The organism is Streptomyces sp. NBC_01551 (assembly GCF_026339935.1).
In the GTDB taxonomy this organism is placed as follows: domain Bacteria; phylum Actinomycetota; class Actinomycetes; order Streptomycetales; family Streptomycetaceae; genus Streptomyces.
This window is the reverse complement of sequence record NZ_JAPEPX010000001.1, coordinates 1,918,693-1,937,086: the sequence shown is the minus strand read 5'-3', so window position 1 is coordinate 1,937,086 and position 18,394 is coordinate 1,918,693. Positions and strand designations below refer to the sequence as shown.

The window sequence follows — 18,394 nt, the reverse complement described above, 5'->3', positions numbered from 1 at the left end:
AGCCATTCCGGATGGGGTTGGCCGAATCAGGCCCGCAGGCCCCGGATCACGAGGGCGGTGACCGCCTCGAACTCCGCGACGATGGTGGGCGAAAGCCATTCCGCCGCGTACTGCGGATCATGGAACCGGCCGGTGGCGTTGAAGACCGCGCGGGCGGCGGCCGGTACGTCCGGGGCGGACAGCGACCCGTCCGCGACACCGTCGGCGATGATCCGGGCCAGCTGGTCGATCAGCTCGGTCAGATGCTGGTCCACCACCCCGCTGTTCTCGCCGAGCAGCACGGTGTACGTCGCGAACAGCTCCGGGTCGTCACCCGCCTTGTGGCGCTTGGCCTCGAACAGCGCCTCCAGCCAGGCCTCCAGCTTGGAGGGGGCCGTCCCCGTCGGTGCGGAGGCGATCTTCTCCAGCGCGACGACGCTCTTGGCGAGCCAGCGGTCCGTGACGGCCTCGCGCAGCGCCGCCTTGGACGGGAAGTGCCGGTACACGCTGCCGTGGCTGACGCCCAGGGCGCGCGCCACATCCACCACGGTCGCCTTGCCCGGGCCGAAGCGGCGCAGCACTTCCTCGGTGGTTTCGAGGATGCGCTCGGGCGTCAGGGGTTCGGCGGCAGCGGGTGGCATGAGTACGACCGTACCGCCCGCTCAGTGCTCGCTGTCGAGGTGGGCCATCTGCGCCGCCGGGTACCGCTCGCCGGCCGCGGCCCCGGCGGGAACCGCCTCCTCGATCGCCGCCAGGTCGGCGGCGGTCAGCTCCACCTCCATGGCACCCAGTGCCTCGCTCAGCCGGTCCCGGCGCCGGGCCCCCACCAGGGGCACGATGTCCTCGCCCCGCGAGAGCACCCAGGCGATGGCGGTCTGCGCGACGCTCACGCCCTTGCCCTCGGCGACCTTGCGCAGCGCTTCGACCAGGTCGAGGTTGCGGTCCAGGTTCTCGCCCTGGAAGCGGGGGCTCATCCCGCGGAAGTCGCCCGGGGCCAGCGTGCGGTCACGGCTGAAGTGCCCGCTGATCAGGCCTCTGGACAGGACCCCGTACGCCGTGACGCCGATGCCGAGCTCGCGGGCCGTCGGCAGGATCTCCTCCTCGATGCCGCGGGAGATCAGGGAGTACTCGATCTGCAGGTCGGAGACCGGGGCCACGGCGGCGGCCCGGCGCAGGGTGTCCGCGCCGACCTCGGAGAGGCCGATGTGCCGGACGTGCCCCGCCTGGACGGCCTCGGCGATGGCGCCGACGGTCTCCTCGATCGGCACGTCCGGGTCCACCCGGGCGATCCGGTAGATGTCGATGTGGTCCCGGCCGAGCCGCTGGAGCGAGTAGGCCAGGAAGTTCTTCACGGCCGCGGGTCGCCCGTCGTACCCGGTGAAGCCGCCCTCGACCGTGCGCAGCGCGCCGAACTTGACGCTGGTCAGCGCCTGCTCGCGGGCCGCCGCCGGAGCGGTGCGCAGGGCTTCGCCGATCAGCAGCTCGTTGTGGCCCATGCCGTAGAAGTCGCCCGTGTCGAGCAGCGTGATCCCGGCGTCCAGGGCGGCGTGGATCGTGGCGATCGACTCCGCCCGGTCGGCCTCCCCGTAGAGGGCGGACATGCCCATGCAGCCGAGGCCGATCGGGAAGACGGCCGGGCCGGTGGTGCCGAGCGCGCGGCGCGGGGGGTTGGCGTTCTCGTTCTTCGTCACGTTTTTCGTCATGGAACGAGAATGGCATGACGGGTGACAGATTTCAATATCTGTCACCCGTCAGGGTCAGGCGGCCGCACGCAGCGCCAGCGCCGCCACCGCGACCGCGGCCAGGACGGCCGCCGGGGCGAGCTCGAAGTTCCTTACCCGCAGGTGGCTGATGACCGCGCCGACGAAGTAGAGGGTCACGCCAATGGCGGCGGCTATGCCCAAGGGGGTCACCCACAGGCCCACGAGGAGGCCCACCGCGCCGGCCGCCTTCAGGGCGGCGAGCCGTGGCAGCCAGGAATCCGGAACCTGGACCGCCCGCATGTTGGCCACGATCTGGCCGTTGCGTTGGAGCGTGAGGGTGGCGGACGCGGCGAGGGCCAGGGCCAGCAGGGTGCCGACGACGGCGTAGGCGATGAACATGACGGTCTCCAATGGTCGAAAGTCAGGAACCATTGAATAGCATCAACGATCGACTGATCGCAATCATTCCTCGGCTGCTACGGTGTGGAACATGACGGCAGCACAGGAAGCGACGGCGGCGCAGGAGGCGCAGGAGGCCCCGCACCCGCCGCAGCGGCTGGGCATGCTGCTGGCCTGGCACGGAGCGGTCACCCAGACCCGCATGCGCAAGGCGCTCGGCACCGCCGGAATCACCCCCCGGCACGCCATGACGCTCATGCACCTGGAAGGCGGCCCCATCGGCCAGCGGGCGCTCGCCGAGCGGCTGGAGGTGGACCCGAGCGTGCTCGTCGGCCTCCTCAACGACCTGGAGCGCGACGGCCTCGTCGAACGCCGCCGCGACCCCGCCGACCGCCGCCGCCACAACGTCGTCATCACCGACGCCGGCTCCGCCGTCCTCGCCCGCACCAACGCGGCGCTCGACGAGGTGGAACGCGCACTGTTCGCCGGGCTCTCCGCGCAGGACCGCGACGTCCTGCGCGGACTGCTGGCCCGGATCGACGCCCACCCGGACGCATTCGACTGCCAGGAGTAGCCGAGCGCCCCCACGCGGGGGCGCCCGGCTCCGACCCTGCCGTCAGGAGTGCGGAGGCGCCCCGGCCGAGGCGCGGTCGGTGTGGGCGGGCTCCAGGGTCCGCGCCGTCCGCTCGGCCGTCGCCATGGCCCACGGCCCGCTGCTCACGGCGCCCACGACCAGCACGAACATCCCGCAGCCCGTGATGATCCACCAGGCCGGACCGGTCGCGGAGCCGAAGTCGCCGCCGCCCGCCATCCCGGCCGCCAGCACCGCGCCGATCACGGCGACGCCCAGCGTGCTGCCGGTCTGCCGGCTCGTGGAGGCGATGGCGGCCGCGACACCCGCCTGCGAACGCGGCATCCCGGAGACGGCCGTGTTGGTGATCGGCGCGTTGACCATGCCGAAGCCCAGCCCGAAGAGCACGTACCCGGTGAACATCAGCGGGGTGGAGGTCTCGGCGGAGAACGCCGCGAACAGCAGCCCGCTCACGGCCATGGCCACGCCCGCGATCAGCAGCGGCAGCCGCGGCCCCCGGGCGCCGATCAGCCGGCCCGCCACCGGGGCGGACAGGATGGTGCACGCCGCCATTGGGAGCATGTAGAGCCCCGCGTCCAGGGCGTCCAGCCCGCGTACCTCCTGGAGGTACAGGGTGTTCAGGAAGAGGAACCCGGCCATCGCCGCGAAGGCGCACACCGCGATCACCGTGGCGCCGCTGAACGGGGCGCTGCGGAAGAACCGCGGATCGATCAGCGGGTCCGCCCGCCTCGGCTCGTACACCAGCAGCCCCACCACCGAGGCGACGGCGACCGCCCCGCAGCCCAGGATCAGCCCGGAGCTCCAGCCGGCCGTCGGCGCCTCGATGATCCCGTACGTCACCGTCCCGAGCAGCGCCATGACCAGCAGCTGCCCCACCGGGTCGGGGCGGCGCGGCCGCTCGGCCCGCGACTCGGGGATGAACCGCAGCGTCAGGGCCAGGGCGACCAGCCCGACCGGGACGTTGACCCAGAAGATGGAGCGCCAGCCGACCGAGTCCGTCAGCACACCGCCGATCAGCGGCCCGGCGGCCATGGAGACGCCCGCCACCGCGCCCCAGATGCCGATGGCCCGGGCCCGCTGGGCGGGCTCGGTGAAGGTGTTGGTGATGATCGACATGGCGACCGGGTTGAGCATGGCGCCGCCGATCGCCTGGATCCCGCGGAAGACGATCAGCCACTCCAGGCTGGGCGCCAGCGAGCACAGCAGCGATCCGGCGACGAAGACGGCCAGGCCGATGGAGAACACCTTGCGGCGCCCGATCCGGTCCGCGGTGGAGCCGGCCAGTATCAGCAGCGAACCGAGCACCAGGGTGTAGGCGTCGATGGTCCACTGCATCCCCGCGACCGAGGCGTGCAGCTCGCGCCGCATGGAGGGGAGCGCGACGTTCAGGACGGTGTTGTCGAGGCTGACGATGAGCAGGCTCATGCAGCAGATCGCCAGGACGAGCACGCGCCGCCGGTGGCTCAAGTCGGACATGTGGCAGATAGTACGGCTAACTAACGACCCGGGCATGCGCGACAATGGGGGGATGACCACGCTCCCTCCGCCTCTCGCGATCGGCCCGCACACCGTGCAGCCCCCGGTGGTGCTCGCGCCGATGGCCGGCATCACCAATGCCCCGTTCCGTACCCTCTGCCGCGAATTCAGCGGCGGCAAGGGGCTGTTCGTGAGCGAGATGATCACGACCCGCGCCCTGGTCGAGCGCAACGAGAAGACCATGCAGCTGATCCACTTCGACGAGACCGAGAAGCCTCGCTCGATTCAGCTGTACGGAGTAGACCCGGCGACGGTCGGCAAGGCGGTCCGCATGATCGTCGAGGAGGACCGGGCCGACCACATCGACCTGAACTTCGGCTGCCCGGTCCCGAAGGTGACCCGCAAGGGCGGCGGCTCGGCCCTCCCGTACAAGCGGAACCTGCTGCGGGCGATCCTGCGCGAGGCCGTCGCGGGCGCCGGCGACCTGCCGGTGACGATGAAGATGCGCAAGGGCATCAACGACGAGCACCTCACCTACCTGGACGCGGGCCGGATCGCCGTCGAGGAGGGCGTCACCGCCATCGCCCTGCACGGGCGCACCACCGCCCAGCACTACGGCGGCACCGCCGACTGGGACGCCATCGCGCGGCTCAAGGAGCACGTGCCGGAGATCCCCGTGCTCGGCAACGGCGACATCTGGTGCGCCGAGGACGCGCTGCGGATGGTCCGCGAGACCGGCTGCGACGGCGTGGTCGTCGGCCGCGGCTGCCTGGGGCGGCCGTGGCTGTTCAACGACCTCGTGGCGGCCTTCGAGGGGCGCCCGGAGGACTTCCACAAGCCGACGCTGCGCGAGGTCGCGGCGACCATGCACCGGCACGCCCAGCTGCTGGGGGAGTGGATCGGCGACGAGGCGCGCGGGGTGATCGACTTCCGTAAGCACGTGGCCTGGTACCTCAAGGGCTTCTCGGTCGGATCCGAGATGCGCAAGAAGCTCGCGGTCACTTCGTCACTGGCCGAGCTGGACGCTCATCTGAGCGAGCTGGACCTGGACCAGTCCTGGCCCGAGAGCGCGGACGGTCCGCGCGGCCGGACGTCCGGAAACAACCGGGTTGTCCTGCCGGACGGCTGGTTGAAGGATCCGTACGACTGCGCCGGCGTGAGCGAGGACGCCGAGCTGGACACGTCCGGAGGCTGACATTTCGCCCTCGCGGTAGCGTGATATACGCCACGCATGGGTGGGGTTGCGCTCAGATGAGCGTCAAAACCAAGGGTATGACTTCCAAAGGGTGGCACTGGGTGCCACCCTTTGTGCGTTCAAGACTTGAACGCAAATGTATCGATGATCGCTCATCCGAGCGTAAACAAGCCTCAGAAGCCCCTTCCCCCTTCGGGAGGTGAACGCTCTCAGTCCGATCCAGCTACCCGTGAGTTACTTTCGATCTGCTGGCGCACGAGTGGTTACAGCCGTATGACGACCAAGTGGACGTACCCAGACGCCTTCGATCTGGGTATGTTCCTGGCCGTCAGGGCAGCCACCCGAGTCCTCGAGGAGTCGAGACCCGTGTCGGAAAACAAAGATCAGAAGTTCGTCTACGACTTCACCGAGGGGAACCGGGACCTCAAGGACCTTCTCGGCGGCAAGGGGGCCAACCTCGCCGAGATGACCAACCTTGGTCTTCCCGTCCCTCCCGGCTTCACCATCACCACCGAGGCCTGCAAGGTCTACCTCGAGAGCGGTGAGGCCCCGGCCGCGCTGCGCGACGAGGTCAGCGCCCACCTTGCCGCCCTCGAAGCGAAGATGGGCAAGAAGCTCGGCCAGTCGGACGACCCGCTGCTGGTCTCGGTCCGCTCCGGCGCCAAGTTCTCGATGCCCGGCATGATGGACACGGTCCTCAACATCGGCCTGTCCGACGAGTCGGTCCAGGGCCTCGCCGCCCAGGCCGGTGACGAGCGCTTCGCCTGGGACTCGTACCGCCGCCTGATCCAGATGTTCGGCAAGACCGTCCTCGGCGTCGAGGGCGAGCTCTTCGAGGACGCCCTCGACGAGGCCAAGGCCGCCAAGAAGGTCACCGTCGACACCGACCTCGACGCCGCCGACCTGAAGAAGCTGGTCAAGGCCTTCAAGAAGATCGTCGCGAAGGAGGCCGGCCGCGAGTTCCCGCAGGACGCCCGCGACCAGATGGACCTCGCCGTCGAGGCGGTCTTCAACTCCTGGAACACCGAGCGCGCCAAGCTCTACCGCCGCCAGGAGCGCATCCCGAGCGACCTGGGCACCGCGGTCAACATCTGCTCCATGGTCTTCGGCAACCTCGGCCCCGACTCCGGCACCGGCGTCGCCTTCACCCGCGACCCCGCCAGCGGCCACGCGGGCGTCTACGGCGACTACCTGCAGAACGCCCAGGGCGAGGACGTCGTCGCGGGCATCCGCAACACCGTCCCGCTGGCGGAGCTGGAGTCGATCGACAAGGCCTCGTACGACCAGCTCATGACGATCATGACGACGCTGGAGACCCACTACAAGGATCTCTGCGACATCGAGTTCACCATCGAGCGCGGCCAGCTGTGGATGCTCCAGACCCGTGTCGGCAAGCGCACCGCCGGCGCCGCCTTCCGGATCGCCACCCAGCTCGTCGACCAGGGCCTCATCGACGAGGCCGAGGCGCTCCAGCGCGTCAACGGCGCCCAGCTCGCGCAGCTGATGTTCCCGCGCTTCGACGAGAACGCCAAGACCGAGCTGCTCGGCCGCGGCATCGCCGCCTCGCCGGGCGCGGCCGTCGGCAAGGCCGTCTTCGACTCGTACACGGCCGTCAAGTGGTCCCGCTCCGGCGAGAAGGTCATCCTGATCCGCCGCGAGACCAACCCGGACGACCTGGACGGCATGATCGCCGCCGAGGGCATCCTGACCTCGCGCGGCGGCAAGACCTCGCACGCCGCCGTCGTGGCGCGCGGCATGGGCAAGACCTGCGTCTGCGGCGCCGAGGACCTGGAGGTCGACACCAAGCGCCGCCGGATGACGGTCGGCGACACGGTCATCGAGGAGGGCGACGTCGTCTCCATCGACGGCTCGACCGGCAAGGTCTACCTCGGTGAGGTACCCGTCGTACCCTCCCCGGTCGTCGAGTACTTCGAGGGCCGCATGCACGCCGGCGCCGACGACGCCGACGAGCTCGTCGCCGCCGTGCACCGGATCATGGCCTACGCGGACCGGGTGCGCCGCCTGCGGGTGCGCGCCAACGCCGACAACGCCGAGGACGCGCTGCGCGCCCGCCGCTTCGGCGCCCAGGGCATCGGCCTGTGCCGCACCGAGCACATGTTCCTCGGCGAGCGCCGCGAGATGGTCGAGCGCCTGATCCTCGCGGACACCGACTCCGAGCGCGAGGGCGCGCTGGAGGCGCTGCTGCCGCTGCAGAAGAAGGACTTCATCGAGCTCTTCGAGGCGATGGACGGCCTGCCCGTCACCGTCCGGCTGCTCGACCCGCCGCTGCACGAGTTCCTGCCCGACATCACCGAGCTGTCGGTGCGCGTCGCCCTCGCCGAGTCCCGCAAGGACGCCAACGAGAACGACCTGCGCCTGCTCCAGGCCGTCCACAAGCTGCACGAGCAGAACCCGATGCTGGGTCTGCGCGGTGTCCGCCTCGGCCTGGTCATCCCCGGTCTGTTCGCCATGCAGGTCCGGGCGATCGCCGAGGCCGCGGCCGAGCGCAAGAACGCCAAGGGCGACCCCCGCGTCGAGATCATGATCCCGCTCGTGGGCACCGTCCAGGAGCTGGAGATCGTCCGCGAGGAGGCCGACCAGGTCATCGCCGAGGTCGAGGCCGCCACCGACACCAGCCTCAAGCTGAGCATCGGCACGATGATCGAGCTGCCGCGCGCCGCGCTGACCGCCGGCCAGATCGCCGAGGCCGCGCAGTTCTTCTCCTTCGGCACGAACGACCTGACCCAGACGGTGTGGGGCTTCTCCCGCGACGACGTCGAGGCCAGCTTCTTCACCGCGTACCTGGAGAAGGGCATCTTCGGGGTCTCCCCGTTCGAGACCATCGACAAGGACGGCGTCGGCGCGCTGGTCCGCAGCGCGGTCCAGGCCGGCCGGGCCACCCGCCCCGACCTCAAGCTCGGCGTCTGCGGCGAGCACGGCGGCGACCCGGAGTCCGTCCACTTCTTCCACGAGGTCGGTCTCGACTACGTCTCCTGCTCGCCGTTCCGGATTCCGGTGGCGCGTCTGGAGGCCGGCCGCGCGGCCGCCGAGTCGAAGGGCTCCGACAGCCGCTGAGCCGAAGGGCTCCGGCGCTCGCCGAGCCCCCCTTGACGCGGCCCTCGGGCCGCTGCCGGGCCGTCGCACGAACGGCGGCCCGGCCACAGGACCGTTATTCGGTCCCACCGACCGCGCCTGCCCCGGGTTCCCTGACCACCGGGGGCGGGCGCGGTCTTGTTTTGCGACGGCGCAATATTCAACAAATGTTTACGGCAGCAGGCGGTGGACGGATCCCCACCCGTCCACCGCCTGCCGCCAATCCGCCAAGCACGTCGGCGCTTCCCGGTGCGACCGACCGCCAGGCCCCGCAAAGCCCCCCACGGCCTTCGCGGAGCGTTTCGGTCGCACCGGAGTGTGCCCGGCGGAGTACAGGATTTCGGTTGTCACGCCCCTGCCGAAAGGGGTTTCAACTGTGGCCGAAAGGGCGTGGTGACCACGTGTGACGGCATGCATACTCATGAGGCGGGGGGATTGCGGTTGCACAGGTGGGGGTTCGGTGCTTCGTATCCATTTCACTGGAGTGGACCTGGCACGCGTACGGATGGCAGGGCGTCCCGATGCGTTGTGGGAAACGATTCTTAGTTTTCACCGTTTAAGAGACCGGCGTGACGCCCGGTTGTTCGGTGAATGGCGTACTGAAGCCCGGAGCCGGTTGAATAGTGAAACACGTCTGCTCGGGGCGCTCATACCGAGTCGCGGCTATTTCCCGGATTTCCTCACCCCGGTCGAGGGGCAGTACGGCTGGGACGTGGGCCTCGACGCGCTGCGCGGGATCCGCCCCGAGCGGCTGCGGCGCGAGCTGACGCTGCTGGGCGCGGGGGCGGCGCCGCCGTCGCCGCGCGTACGGGAGTTCCTGGACGCCGGCACCAAGCACCTGCCGCGCCTGCTGGGCGAACTGCGCGGGTACCACCGCGCGGCCGTGGAGCCGTACTGGACCCACATCCAGGCCCAGATCGAGGCCGAGCGGGCCGCGCGGGGCCGGGCCCTGCTGGACGGCGGCGCGGACGAGCTGCTGGCCTCGCTGCCGCCGATGCTGCGCTGGCGGGCGCCCGTCCTGGAGTGCGACTACCCGGTGGACCGGGACGTACGGCTGCGGGGGCGCGGGCTGCTGCTCCAGCCGTCGTTCTTCTGCCGGCGCACCGCGGTCACGCTGCAGGACCCGGAGCTGCCGCCGGTGCTGGTCTACCCGGCGGCGGCGCAGCTGGTGTCGGCGCCGGCCGGGGGCGAGGGGGGTGCCCGGCGGCCCGTGGAGGAGCAGCGCCAGCGGACCCTGGGCAAGCTCGTCGGGCACACCCGGTCGGTGGTCCTGCGGGCCATCGGCGACGGCGCCACCACCAGCGAACTCGCCCGCCGGGCCGGGGTCTCGCTGGCCTCCGCGAGCCAGCACGCCTGCGTGATGCGGGAGGCGGGCCTGGTGACGACCCTGCGCCGGGGCAACGCGGTGCTGCACACGGTGACGCCGCTGGGGGCCGCGCTGCTCAAGGGCGGCGCGGTGGCCTCGTAGGGGCGGGGAGCGGAGGGCCGGTCGTCCGGGCCCTCCGCTCGCCGGCAGCCGGCCCTCGGCTGCTGTCTGCCGGGTGCCGGCTGCCGGCTGTAGGCGTCGCCGGTCGCCTCAGACCCGGAACGGGCCCATGACCTCGTACGTGATGCCGGCCGAGGAGCTGCCGGAGGTGCCGCGCTGGCTGGAGAAGTACAGCCGGTTCCCGGCGGGCGAGAAGGCGGGGCCGGTGATCTCCGAGGAGGACTGTCCGGTGATCCGCAGGAAGGGGGCCACCACGTCGTCCGGGGTGATCACGCAGATCTCCATGTTGCCGCCGTCCTCCGCGACGTACAGGTCGCCGTACGAGGACCCGGTGACGTTGTCGACGCCGGTCAGCGGCGCCGCGCCGCCGGGGACCAGGGAGTCGTCGTAGGCGAGCTCGTAGGTGCTGTTCGCGAGGTTGAGCTGCCAGACCCGGTTGTCGCCCTTGGTGGTGAACCAGACGGTGTCGTTGGCGTAGTGGCAGCCCTCGCCGCCGTTGAACTTCTTCGCGCCCGAGACCTGGCTGCGGGTGGCGGTGGGGGAGCCGTCACGGTCCGGGACGTTGGCCCAGGTGAAGGAGCCGGAGGCGGCGCTGGAGGCCTTGAGGACCTGGAGCGTGCCCGAAGAGAGGTTTCCCCAGGTCGTCGGGACGAAGCGGTAGAAGCAGCCGTCGGTCTCGTCCTCCGTCAGGTAGACCACCCTGCGCACCGGGTCGGCGGCGGCCGCCTCGTGCTTGAACTGCCCCATCGCCGGGCGCTGCACGGCCGCGTTCACCCCGTACGGGTCCGTCTCGTACACGTAGCCGCGGCTGACCTCCTCACAGGACAGCCAGGTGTTCCACGGGGTCTTTCCGCCCGCGCAGTTCTGCCGGGTGTCGGAGAGGATCCGGTAGGCGCCGGTCACCGTGCCGGAGGAATCGAACTTCACCGCACTCGCGCCGCCGCCGGGGTTGACCTCCGAGTTCGACACGTAGATCCAGCCCGCGCCGTCGGCGAAGCACGCGCCGCCGTCGGGGGCGCTGTGCCAGCTGTACGAGGTGCCGGGGACGCTCTGGCCCGAGCGGGCGATCACCCGGCTGCTGAAGCCGGCCGGCAGCATGATGCCGTTGGCGTCGGCCGCGCCGAGCGCGCCGTAGGGACCGGCGCCGGGCTGGGCGGGCGCCGCGTAGGCGGCCCCGCGCATGAGCGTGCCGCCGAAGGCGGCGGCCGAGGATCCGATCACAGCGCCGCGCAGGAAGGTACGACGTTCCACGGTCACTCCTGTGGGGAGGGAAGCCCGCGTCCGGTCGGCCGCGGGATCGCACGCGTCGAGGAACCTAGGGGCGCCGAATTGACGTGACGTCAATTCCTCATGACGCGGGAGCGACCGGCTCGGGGCGAGGCTCCGACCTCAGCCAGCTGACCTGCGGTTTCATGTCCCGTCGAGGGAAGTCCGGAAAATTTTCCGCGGGAGCGATGAGTTTCCCCCGGGTCCCCGGTCTACCTCTCGAAAGCACGCACACGAGAGAAGGAAGAGGGACCGAGATGCCCACCATGATCTTCGTCAACCTGCCCGTCAAGGACATCGAGGCCACCAAGGCGTTCTGGGGCAAGCTCGGCTACTCCTTCAACCCCCAGTTCAGCGACGAGTCGACGGGCTGCCTCGTCATCAGCGACACGATCTTCGCGATGCTGATGACCGAGGCCCGCTTCAAGGACTTCGCCACCAAGGAGGTGGCGGACGCCGGCAAGACGACCGAGGTCATGCTCGCCCTGAGCGCGGAGAGCCGGGAGCAGGTCGACGAGGTGGTCGGCGCCGCCCTCGCGGCGGGCGCCACCGAGCCCCGCCCGGCCCAGGACCTCGGCTTCATGTACGGCCGCGCCTTCGAGGACCTGGAGGGCCACGTCTGGGAGTACGTGTGGATGGACCCGGCGGCCGTCCAGGGCTGATGCCCCGCTACGCCGCGGCGCCCGAGGTCACGGCGGTCCGCACCGGGTAGGTCCGGACCGCCACCGCCTCGTCGTCCAGGCAGTGCCCCGACTCCAGGTCGAAGCGCTGCTTCAGCAGCGGCGAGGCCACGAAGGCCCGGCCCGCCACGGTCCCCACCAGCCCCCGCGAGAGCACCTGCGCCCCGGTGAAGGGGTCCTGGTTGGCGATGGCGTACGGGCGCCCCGCGCGGTCGACGAACACCGCGGCCTGGCTCCCGTCGGGCAGCAGGGCCGCCACCCCGCGCCCGGGGGTGAGCGAGGACAGCTCGCACACCGTCAGCCAGCCTTCGGCCACACGCAGTTCCACGGTCATCGGGGACCTCCCACAGGAAGAAGGGTCAGGACGCTCAGGTCGGGCTTGACCTGATCGCGCTCGGGAACGAACTTCACGGTCGGGTCGGGGGCGCCGGGGGCGTTGACGAACGACACGAACCGGCGCAGCCGCTCCGGGTCCTGGAGCGTCTCGGCCCATTCGTCGCGGTAGTGCGCCACGTGGTCGGCCATCAGTGACTCCAGCTCCGCGCACAGCCCCAGCGAGTCGTGCACGATCACGTCCCGCAGGTGCTCCAGGCCGCCCTCCAGCCGGTCCAGCCAGGTGGAGGTCCGCTCCAGCTGGTCGGCGGTGCGGATGTAGAACATCAGGAACCGGTCGATGAGCCGGACCAGCTCGGCGTCCGACAGGTCCTGGGCGAGCAGGTCCGCGTGGCGCGGAGTGGCCCCGCCGTTGCCGCCGACGTACAGGTTCCAGCCACTCGCGGTCGCGATGACCCCGAAGTCCTTGCTCTGTGCCTCCGCGCACTCGCGGGCGCAGCCGGACACCGCCGACTTGAGCTTGTGCGGGGCGCGCAGGCCCCGGTAGCGCAGCTCCAGGTCGATCGCCATGCGCACGCTGTCCTGGACCCCGAAACGGCACCAGGTCTGCCCGACGCAGGACTTCACCGTCCGCAGCGCCTTCCCGTAGGCGTGCCCGGACTCGAATCCGGCGTCCACGAGCCGCGCCCAGATGCGCGGCAGCTGGTCCACGGCGGCGCCGAAGAGGTCGATGCGCTGGCCGCCGGTGATCTTCGCGTAGAGGCCGAAGTCGCGAGCCACCTCGCCGATCACGATCAGCTTGTCCGGGGTGATCTCGCCACCGGGGATGCGCGGGACGACCGAGTACGAGCCGTTGCGCTGGAGGTTCGCCAGGAAGTGGTCGTTGGTGTCCTGGAGGGCGGCCTGCTCGCCGTCCAGGACGTAGCCGCTCGCGCCGAGGGTGGGGGCGAGCGAGGCGATGATCGAGCCGACGGCCGGCTTGCACACCTCGCAGCCCTCGCCGCCGCGCGCCTGCGGGCGGCCGTGGCCGTCGAGGAGCCGCCGGTACGAGGTCAGGCGCCGGGTGCGGACGATCTCGTAGAGCTCGGCGCGGGTGAAGGGGAAGCAGCGGCACAGCCCCTTGTCCTTGGCGCTCGGCAGCAGCTGGCCGATCACCTTGACGCAGCTGCCGCAGCCGGTGCCGGCCTTGGTGCACTTCTTGACCTCGGCGAGGTCCGCGCAGGCGGTGACGGCCTTCTTGGTGACGTTGTGGCAGGAGCAGATCACCGCCGTGTCGGGGAGCGCTGACGGGCCGAGCGCGACCGGCGCGCCGAGGCCGGCGGGGAGCACCAGCTGTTCGGGGGCGACGGGCGGGACGCTGCCGGTGAGCGGGCGCAGCAGGCCGTACGAGTCGGCGTCGCCGACCAGGACCCCGCCGAGGAGGACGCCGTCGGGGGAGACGACCAGCTTCTTGTACACGCCGGAGCGGGAGTCGGAGTAGACGACGTCCAGGCTGCCGGGGGCGGTGCCGTGGGCGTCGCCGAAGGAGGCCACGTCCACGCCGAGCAGCTTGAGCTTGGTGGAGAGGTCGGCTCCGGTGAACTCCTTGTCGCGGCCGAGCAGGTCCTCGGCGGCGGTCTCGGCCATCTCGTACCCGGGGGCGACCAGGCCGTAGACCCGGCCGTCGGTGGCCAAGGCGCACTCGCCGACGGCGTAGACGCGCGGGTCGGAGGTCCGGCAGCGTGAGTCGACGCCGATGCCGCCGCGTTCGCCGACGGCCAGTCCCGCGGCGCGGGCGAGCTCGTCGCGGGGGCGGACCCCGGCGGAGAAGACGACCAGGTCGGTGGGGACGGTGGAGCCGTCGGACAGCAGCATGCCGCTGACCGAGCCGTCCTCGCCGGTGACGACCTCCTGGGTGCCGACACCCGTGTGGACGGTGAGGCCCATGTTCTCGATGGTGCGCAGCAGGGCCGCGCCGCCGCCCTCGTCGACCTGGACGGGCATCAGCCGCGGGGCGAACTCGACGATGCGGGTGGCCAGTCCGAGGCCCTGGAGCGCGCCGGCGGCTTCGAGGCCGAGGAGGCCGCCGCCGACGACGGCGCCGGTGACCGCGCCGGCCTTCGCGTACTCCTCGATCGCGAGGAGGTCCTCGATGGTGCGGTAGACGAAGCAGCCCGGGGCGTCCTTGCCGGGGACGGGCGGGACGAAGGGGTAGCTGCCGGTCGCGAGGACGAGCACGTCGTACGGGAACACCCGGCCCGAGCGGGAGGTGACGGTGCGGGCCTCGCGGTCGACGCTCTCGGCGGGGTCCCCGAGGTGCAGCTCGATGCCGTGCTCGGCCATGAAGGAGGCGGGGGTGACGGACAGTTCCTCGGCCGTGGTGCCGGAGAAGTACGAGGTCAGGTGCACCCGGTCGTAGGCGGGCCGGGGCTCCTCGCAGAGCACCGTGATCCGGTGCGTGGCGGTGGCGCCGCGCTCGGCGAGGGCCTCCAGGTAGCGCTGGCCGACCATGCCGTGGCCGATGAGCACGATGGCGGGAGTGGGCGTGGCTGCGGCCATGATCAGGAGCCTCCTGCGGTAGGTGCGGCGGGTGAGCGCGGGGTCCGGGGGACGGTGGACCGGGGGATGGGCGACGGGGGTCCGGTGGACCGGGGGCGGGCCGGGGCGCCGGGGAGGCCGCCGCCGACCTGCCACCGCACCCTGCTCCGAGGGCATGGAACGAGCGTGCGCCGCCGCTGTTTCCCCGCCGCATCGCCGTTGTTACCCGAGCGGAACGCTGACCTCAGCACCCGGATTAAGCGCCCGTGAGGCGTTCCTCAAGGCGGGCTTAAGGATCATCCGCCGGGCCCGGAGCGGGCCCTGACGGCCCGGGAGGGCCCCTAGCGTGGGCGCCATGCGAGATGCGGCGGTGCGGGTCAAGGGCGGGATGCTCGGCGGGGCGGGGGTCGTCGCCCTGCTGTGGGCGGCGCAGGTGCGGCCCTCCGCCCGGCTCGACGCGCTCTTCGCCACCGCCGCCCACCTGACCGGGCTGCTCGCCGGGTACGGGGTGCTGGTGCTGCTGTTCCTGATGGCGCGGGTGCCCGCCGTCGAGCACGGGGTCGGCGCGGACCGGCTCGCCCGCTGGCACGCGCTCGGTGGCCGGTACGTGCTGCTGCTGTGTTTCGGACACGGGCTGCTCGCGCTCCTCGGCTACGCCGTGCACCAGGGTGCCGACGTGGTCTGCGCCGTCCGGGACCTGCTCGGCTACCCGGCCGTGGCCGCCGCCACGGCCGGTACGGGGCTGCTGGCCGCCGTCGGCGTCAGCTCCGCCCGCTCCGTACGCCGCCGCGTCCCGCACGAAACCTGGCGCGGTGTGCACCTGCTGGTCTACGTCGCCGCGGCGCTCGCTTTCGGCCACCAGCTCGCCGGGCCCGACCTCGCGGTCGCCGCCTGGTTCTGGGCCCTCGCCCACGCCACCGTCGCCGTCCTGCTGGTCTGGTACCGCGCCGTGGTCCCCGTACGGCAGGCCCTGCGGCACGCGCTGCGGGTGGGCGAGGTGCGGGCCGAGGGGCCCGGGGTGGTCTCCGTCGTCATGTACGGGACGCACCTGGCGGAACTGCGCGCCGAGCCCGGGCAGTTCCTGCGCTGGCGGTTCCTGCAACGGCGGCTCTGGCACACCGCGCTGCCGTTCTCGCTCTCCGCGCCGGCCGGCGGCGCCACCCTGCGGATCACGGTGAAGGCGCTGGGCGGCCACTCCCGCCGGATCCGGCGGCTGCGACCGGGCACCCGGGTCATCGCCACCGGGCCGTTCGGGGCGCTCACCGCCGCCCGGCGGACCCGGCCCAAGGTGCTGCTGATCGCGGGCGGCGTCGGGATCACCCCGATGCGGGCCCTGTTCGAGACGCTGCCCGGCGGGCCCGGGGACCTCACCCTGCTCTACCGGGCCGGGGCCGAGGAGCAGCTCGTGCTGCGCCAGGAGCTTGAGGCCATCGCCGCCGAGCGGCAGGCCGGGCTGCACTACCTGCTCGGGTCGTCGGGCGCCGCATACGATCCGCTGGCTCCGCAGGCGCTGGCCGAGCTGGTGCCGGACCTGGCGGAGCACGACGTCTACCTGTGCGGGCCGCCGGGGATGGCGGACGCGACCCGCTCGGCGCTGCTGCGGGCCGGGGTGCCGGCCGGGCGCGTCCATTCCGAGTGCTTCAGCTTCTGAGCCCCGTCCGACCCCTGCTCCGAGCCTCGTCCGATCCCCGCCCCGCGAGAGGTCACACCGAGTCATGCGCCATCCGCTGCACGTTGCCCTGCCCGTGTCCGCGCCTCTGCCCGTGTCCGCGCCCGTGTCCGCGCCGGCCCCCTCGACCGCGTCGGCCGCCGCGCCCCGGCACCGCAAGCCGCGCGGGCCCTCCGCCCTGCGGGCGGGGGCGGTCGCGCTGGCCTGCGTACCGCCCGGGCGGCGGGTCGCGGCCGGGCTGGGGCTGGCCAGTGTGCTGGCCGCGACGGTGCTGACGGCGGCCGTGGACCCGGCGGCTCCGGTGGCCCCGGACCGGGTGCCGGCCCGGCAAACCTCAACCTTTGCGCAAGTTTCCGGGGATTGATGGTTACTGCACCCATCGGATCCATAGGGTCATGGGCGTGCCTGACATATCAACGACCATGATCATCGTGCTGTGCGTGGCCGCCGCGGCGGCCGGCTGGATCGACGCGGTGGTGGGCGGCGGCGGACTCCTGCTCTTGCCCGCCCTGCTGCTCGGTCTGCCGAACGCCCACCCCGCCACCGTCCTCGGCACCAACAAGGCCGTCGCCATCGTGGGCACTTCGGGCGCGGCCGTAACGTACGTGCGCAAGGCCCCGGTGGACGTGAAGCTCGCCGTCCGGATCGGCCTGGCCGCGCTCGCCGGCTCGATGGGCGGCGCCGCGCTGGCCGGCGGCATCAGCAAGGACGCCCTGCGCCCGCTGATCATGGTGGTGCTCGTGGTCGTCGCGGGGTTCGTGATCTTCCGTCCGGCCTTCGGCACCGCCCCGGGCGCCACGCCCGTCAGCCGGCAGCGGGTGCTGCTCGCCATCGGGCTCGCGGGCCTGGGCATCGGCTTCTACGACGGCCTGATCGGCCCGGGCACCGGCACCTTCCTGGTGCTCGCGCTGACCGCGCTGCTCCACCTCGACCTGGTCTCCGCCTCGGCCACCGCCAAGATCGTCAACTGCTGCACCAACGCCGGGGCGCTCGCGATGTTCGCCTACCAGGGCAGGGTGCTGTGGCAGCTGGCCGCGCTGATGGCCGTGTTCAACCTGGCCGGCGGCATGATCGGGGCGCGGATGGCACTCAAGAAGGGCAGCGGGTTCGTCCGTGCCGTGCTGCTGACGGTGGTGTCCGCGCTGGTGGTCAAGCTGGGCTTCGAGCAGTGGGGATGAGGAGGCCGGGCCGGGCGGCGCTCAGGGCCTCAGCCGGCCCATGCGGCGGTCAGGACCGGGCGGCGGTCAGTACGTCGCCGTGAGGTGGGCGAAGACCACCACGTTCCCCTTGTAGCCGGTGCGTGGTGAGAAGCCGCCGCCGCAGGTGATCACCCGGAGTTCGGCGCGCGGTGAGGGTCCGTAGACGCGGGAGTCGGGGAAGGCGTCGGCGTCGTAGACCTCGATCGCGTGGACGGTGAACACGGCCGTACGGCCGTCCGCGCGCGGGACCTCGATGGCGGCCCCGCGGCGCAGCGCGCCCAGGTTGTAGAAGACGGCCGGACCGGTGGCGTGGTCCACGTGCCCGGCGATGACGGCCGTGCCGGTGGCGCCGGGCGTGGTGCCGTCGCGGTACCAGCCCGCGAGGTCGCGACGGGCGGGCGGGGGCACTTCGAGGCTGCCGTCGGGGGCCAGGCCGAGCCCGGTCAGCGGGGCGTTCACGTGGATGGAGGGGATCCGGATCCTCGTGGGCGGGGATCCGGGGAGCGGGGCGATGCTCGGGCCGTAGTCGCCGGCCCGGGCGCTGAGGGAGTCGGCGGGGGAGGGCTGCGGGGGCCGGACCGGCTCGCTGGACCCGCTGCCGACGAGCCAGATGCCGACGCAGGCGGCGAGTGCGAGGAGCCCGCCGCGGCCGGCGCGACCGCCGGGTCCGGCGTGGCCGGAGCTGCCCATGCCTGCCCCCTGGGGTGTGCGGATGACTGGCCGTCGCCCGGCCCCGCGAACGGGGGGACCTCGCGGGGCGGGCAACGGGGGACGGTACCGGTCGGACCGCGGCCGAAGCCGCGGTGG

16 protein-coding genes are annotated in these 18,394 nt (G+C 72.0%); 8 read left to right on the top strand and 8 right to left on the bottom strand.

Going from position 1 to position 18,394, the window contains the following annotated elements; translation table 11 throughout:
• Positions 1–26: 26 nt before the first annotated feature.
• From OG982_RS08710 to OG982_RS08700, 3 genes are read right to left on the bottom strand one after another with little or no spacing between them, the layout of a single operon-like run.
• Positions 27–620: a TetR family transcriptional regulator gene (locus OG982_RS08710; protein ID WP_266788170.1), complete on the bottom strand. Its 594-nt coding sequence runs from the start codon at positions 618–620 to the stop codon at positions 27–29.
• Between the two features lie 21 nt (positions 621–641).
• A complete protein-coding gene (locus OG982_RS08705; RefSeq protein ID WP_266788171.1) occupies positions 642–1,682 on the bottom strand; it encodes an aldo/keto reductase in 1,041 nt (346 codons plus the stop codon).
• Positions 1,683–1,736: 54 nt separating this feature from the next.
• Positions 1,737–2,081, bottom strand: a complete 345-nt coding sequence (locus OG982_RS08700) for a DoxX family protein (RefSeq protein ID WP_266788172.1) — start codon at positions 2,079–2,081, stop codon at positions 1,737–1,739.
• 91 nt (positions 2,082–2,172) lie between these two features.
• Between OG982_RS08700 and OG982_RS08695 the strand changes: the two genes are divergently transcribed.
• Positions 2,173–2,655 carry a MarR family winged helix-turn-helix transcriptional regulator gene (locus OG982_RS08695; protein ID WP_266788173.1) on the top strand — a complete coding sequence of 161 codons (483 nt, stop codon included), beginning with the start codon at positions 2,173–2,175 and terminating at the stop codon, positions 2,653–2,655.
• 42 nt (positions 2,656–2,697) lie between these two features.
• Here the strand turns inward: OG982_RS08695 and OG982_RS08690 are convergent, their stop codons facing one another.
• Complete coding sequence (locus tag OG982_RS08690; protein WP_266788174.1) at positions 2,698–4,149, bottom strand: MFS transporter; 1,452 nt, start codon at positions 4,147–4,149, stop codon at positions 2,698–2,700.
• Between the two features lie 34 nt (positions 4,150–4,183).
• On the opposite strand from OG982_RS08690, the gene dusB reads away from it, so the two are divergent.
• The 3 genes from dusB to OG982_RS08675 all read left to right on the top strand — a co-directional run bounded on the left by dusB (position 4,184) and on the right by OG982_RS08675 (position 9,905).
• Positions 4,184–5,344, top strand: coding sequence for a tRNA dihydrouridine synthase DusB (gene dusB, locus OG982_RS08685; RefSeq protein ID WP_266788175.1), 1,161 nt, complete (start codon positions 4,184–4,186; stop codon positions 5,342–5,344).
• Between the two features lie 366 nt (positions 5,345–5,710).
• A complete protein-coding gene (gene ppdK, locus OG982_RS08680; RefSeq protein WP_266788176.1) occupies positions 5,711–8,419 on the top strand; it encodes a pyruvate, phosphate dikinase in 2,709 nt (902 codons plus the stop codon).
• Between the two features lie 478 nt (positions 8,420–8,897).
• On the top strand, positions 8,898–9,905 hold the full coding sequence (locus OG982_RS08675; protein WP_266788177.1) for a helix-turn-helix transcriptional regulator: 1,008 nt from the start codon (positions 8,898–8,900) through the stop codon (positions 9,903–9,905).
• Positions 9,906–10,013: 108 nt separating this feature from the next.
• Here OG982_RS08675 and OG982_RS08670 read toward each other — a convergent pair whose 3' ends face one another.
• Positions 10,014–11,174, bottom strand: a complete 1,161-nt coding sequence (locus OG982_RS08670; protein WP_266788178.1) for an alkaline phosphatase PhoX — start codon at positions 11,172–11,174, stop codon at positions 10,014–10,016.
• Positions 11,175–11,446: 272 nt separating this feature from the next.
• On the opposite strand from OG982_RS08670, the gene OG982_RS08665 reads away from it, so the two are divergent.
• On the top strand, positions 11,447–11,851 hold the full coding sequence (locus OG982_RS08665; protein ID WP_266788179.1) for a VOC family protein: 405 nt from the start codon (positions 11,447–11,449) through the stop codon (positions 11,849–11,851).
• A 7-nt stretch (positions 11,852–11,858) separates the two neighbouring features.
• Here OG982_RS08665 and nirD read toward each other — a convergent pair whose 3' ends face one another.
• Together nirD and nirB are read right to left on the bottom strand one after the other, a co-directional pair.
• Positions 11,859–12,203 carry a nitrite reductase small subunit NirD gene (gene nirD / locus OG982_RS08660; RefSeq protein WP_266788180.1) on the bottom strand — a complete coding sequence of 115 codons (345 nt, stop codon included), beginning with the start codon at positions 12,201–12,203 and terminating at the stop codon, positions 11,859–11,861.
• On the bottom strand, positions 12,200–14,740 hold the full coding sequence (gene nirB / locus OG982_RS08655; RefSeq protein WP_266788181.1) for a nitrite reductase large subunit NirB: 2,541 nt from the start codon (positions 14,738–14,740) through the stop codon (positions 12,200–12,202). The genes nirD and nirB overlap by 4 nt, the downstream gene beginning before the upstream one ends.
• 334 nt (positions 14,741–15,074) lie before the next feature.
• Here nirB and OG982_RS08650 point away from each other — a divergent pair, with 334 nt between their 5' ends.
• The 3 genes from OG982_RS08650 (at position 15,075) to OG982_RS08640 (ending at position 17,566) form a co-directional block, all read left to right on the top strand.
• Positions 15,075–16,370, top strand: a complete 1,296-nt coding sequence (locus OG982_RS08650) for a ferredoxin reductase family protein (RefSeq protein ID WP_266788182.1) — start codon at positions 15,075–15,077, stop codon at positions 16,368–16,370.
• Positions 16,371–16,482: 112 nt separating this feature from the next.
• A complete protein-coding gene (locus OG982_RS08645; RefSeq protein WP_266788183.1) occupies positions 16,483–16,752 on the top strand; it encodes a hypothetical protein in 270 nt (89 codons plus the stop codon).
• Between the two features lie 37 nt (positions 16,753–16,789).
• Positions 16,790–17,566 (top strand): TSUP family transporter, encoded by a 777-nt coding sequence (locus OG982_RS08640; RefSeq protein WP_266788184.1) that lies wholly within the window; start codon positions 16,790–16,792, stop codon positions 17,564–17,566.
• A gap of 66 nt (positions 17,567–17,632) precedes the next feature.
• Here the strand turns inward: OG982_RS08640 and OG982_RS08635 are convergent, their stop codons facing one another.
• Entirely contained in the window at positions 17,633–18,277 is a 645-nt protein-coding gene (locus OG982_RS08635) for a class F sortase (protein WP_266788185.1), read from the bottom strand.
• Positions 18,278–18,394: the final 117 nt, after the last annotated feature.

What these genes read in the sequence shown, in the direction of transcription:
- OG982_RS08710 (WP_266788170.1), bottom strand. Translation starts at nt 620, where the DNA reads ATGCCACCCGCTGCCGCCGAACCCCTGACGCCCGAGCGCATCCTCGAA.
- OG982_RS08705 (WP_266788171.1), bottom strand. Translation starts at nt 1,682, where the DNA reads ATGACGAAAAACGTGACGAAGAACGAGAACGCCAACCCCCCGCGCCGC.
- OG982_RS08700 (WP_266788172.1), bottom strand. Translation starts at nt 2,081, where the DNA reads ATGTTCATCGCCTACGCCGTCGTCGGCACCCTGCTGGCCCTGGCCCTC.
- OG982_RS08695 (WP_266788173.1), top strand. Translation starts at nt 2,173, where the DNA reads ATGACGGCAGCACAGGAAGCGACGGCGGCGCAGGAGGCGCAGGAGGCC.
- OG982_RS08690 (WP_266788174.1), bottom strand. Translation starts at nt 4,149, where the DNA reads ATGTCCGACTTGAGCCACCGGCGGCGCGTGCTCGTCCTGGCGATCTGC.
- dusB (WP_266788175.1), top strand. Translation starts at nt 4,184, where the DNA reads ATGCGCGACAATGGGGGGATGACCACGCTCCCTCCGCCTCTCGCGATC.
- OG982_RS08665 (WP_266788179.1), top strand. Translation starts at nt 11,447, where the DNA reads ATGCCCACCATGATCTTCGTCAACCTGCCCGTCAAGGACATCGAGGCC.
- nirD (WP_266788180.1), bottom strand. Translation starts at nt 12,203, where the DNA reads ATGACCGTGGAACTGCGTGTGGCCGAAGGCTGGCTGACGGTGTGCGAG.
- nirB (WP_266788181.1), bottom strand. Translation starts at nt 14,740, where the DNA reads ATGGCCGCAGCCACGCCCACTCCCGCCATCGTGCTCATCGGCCACGGC.
- OG982_RS08650 (WP_266788182.1), top strand. Translation starts at nt 15,075, where the DNA reads ATGCGAGATGCGGCGGTGCGGGTCAAGGGCGGGATGCTCGGCGGGGCG.
- OG982_RS08635 (WP_266788185.1), bottom strand. Translation starts at nt 18,277, where the DNA reads ATGGGCAGCTCCGGCCACGCCGGACCCGGCGGTCGCGCCGGCCGCGGC.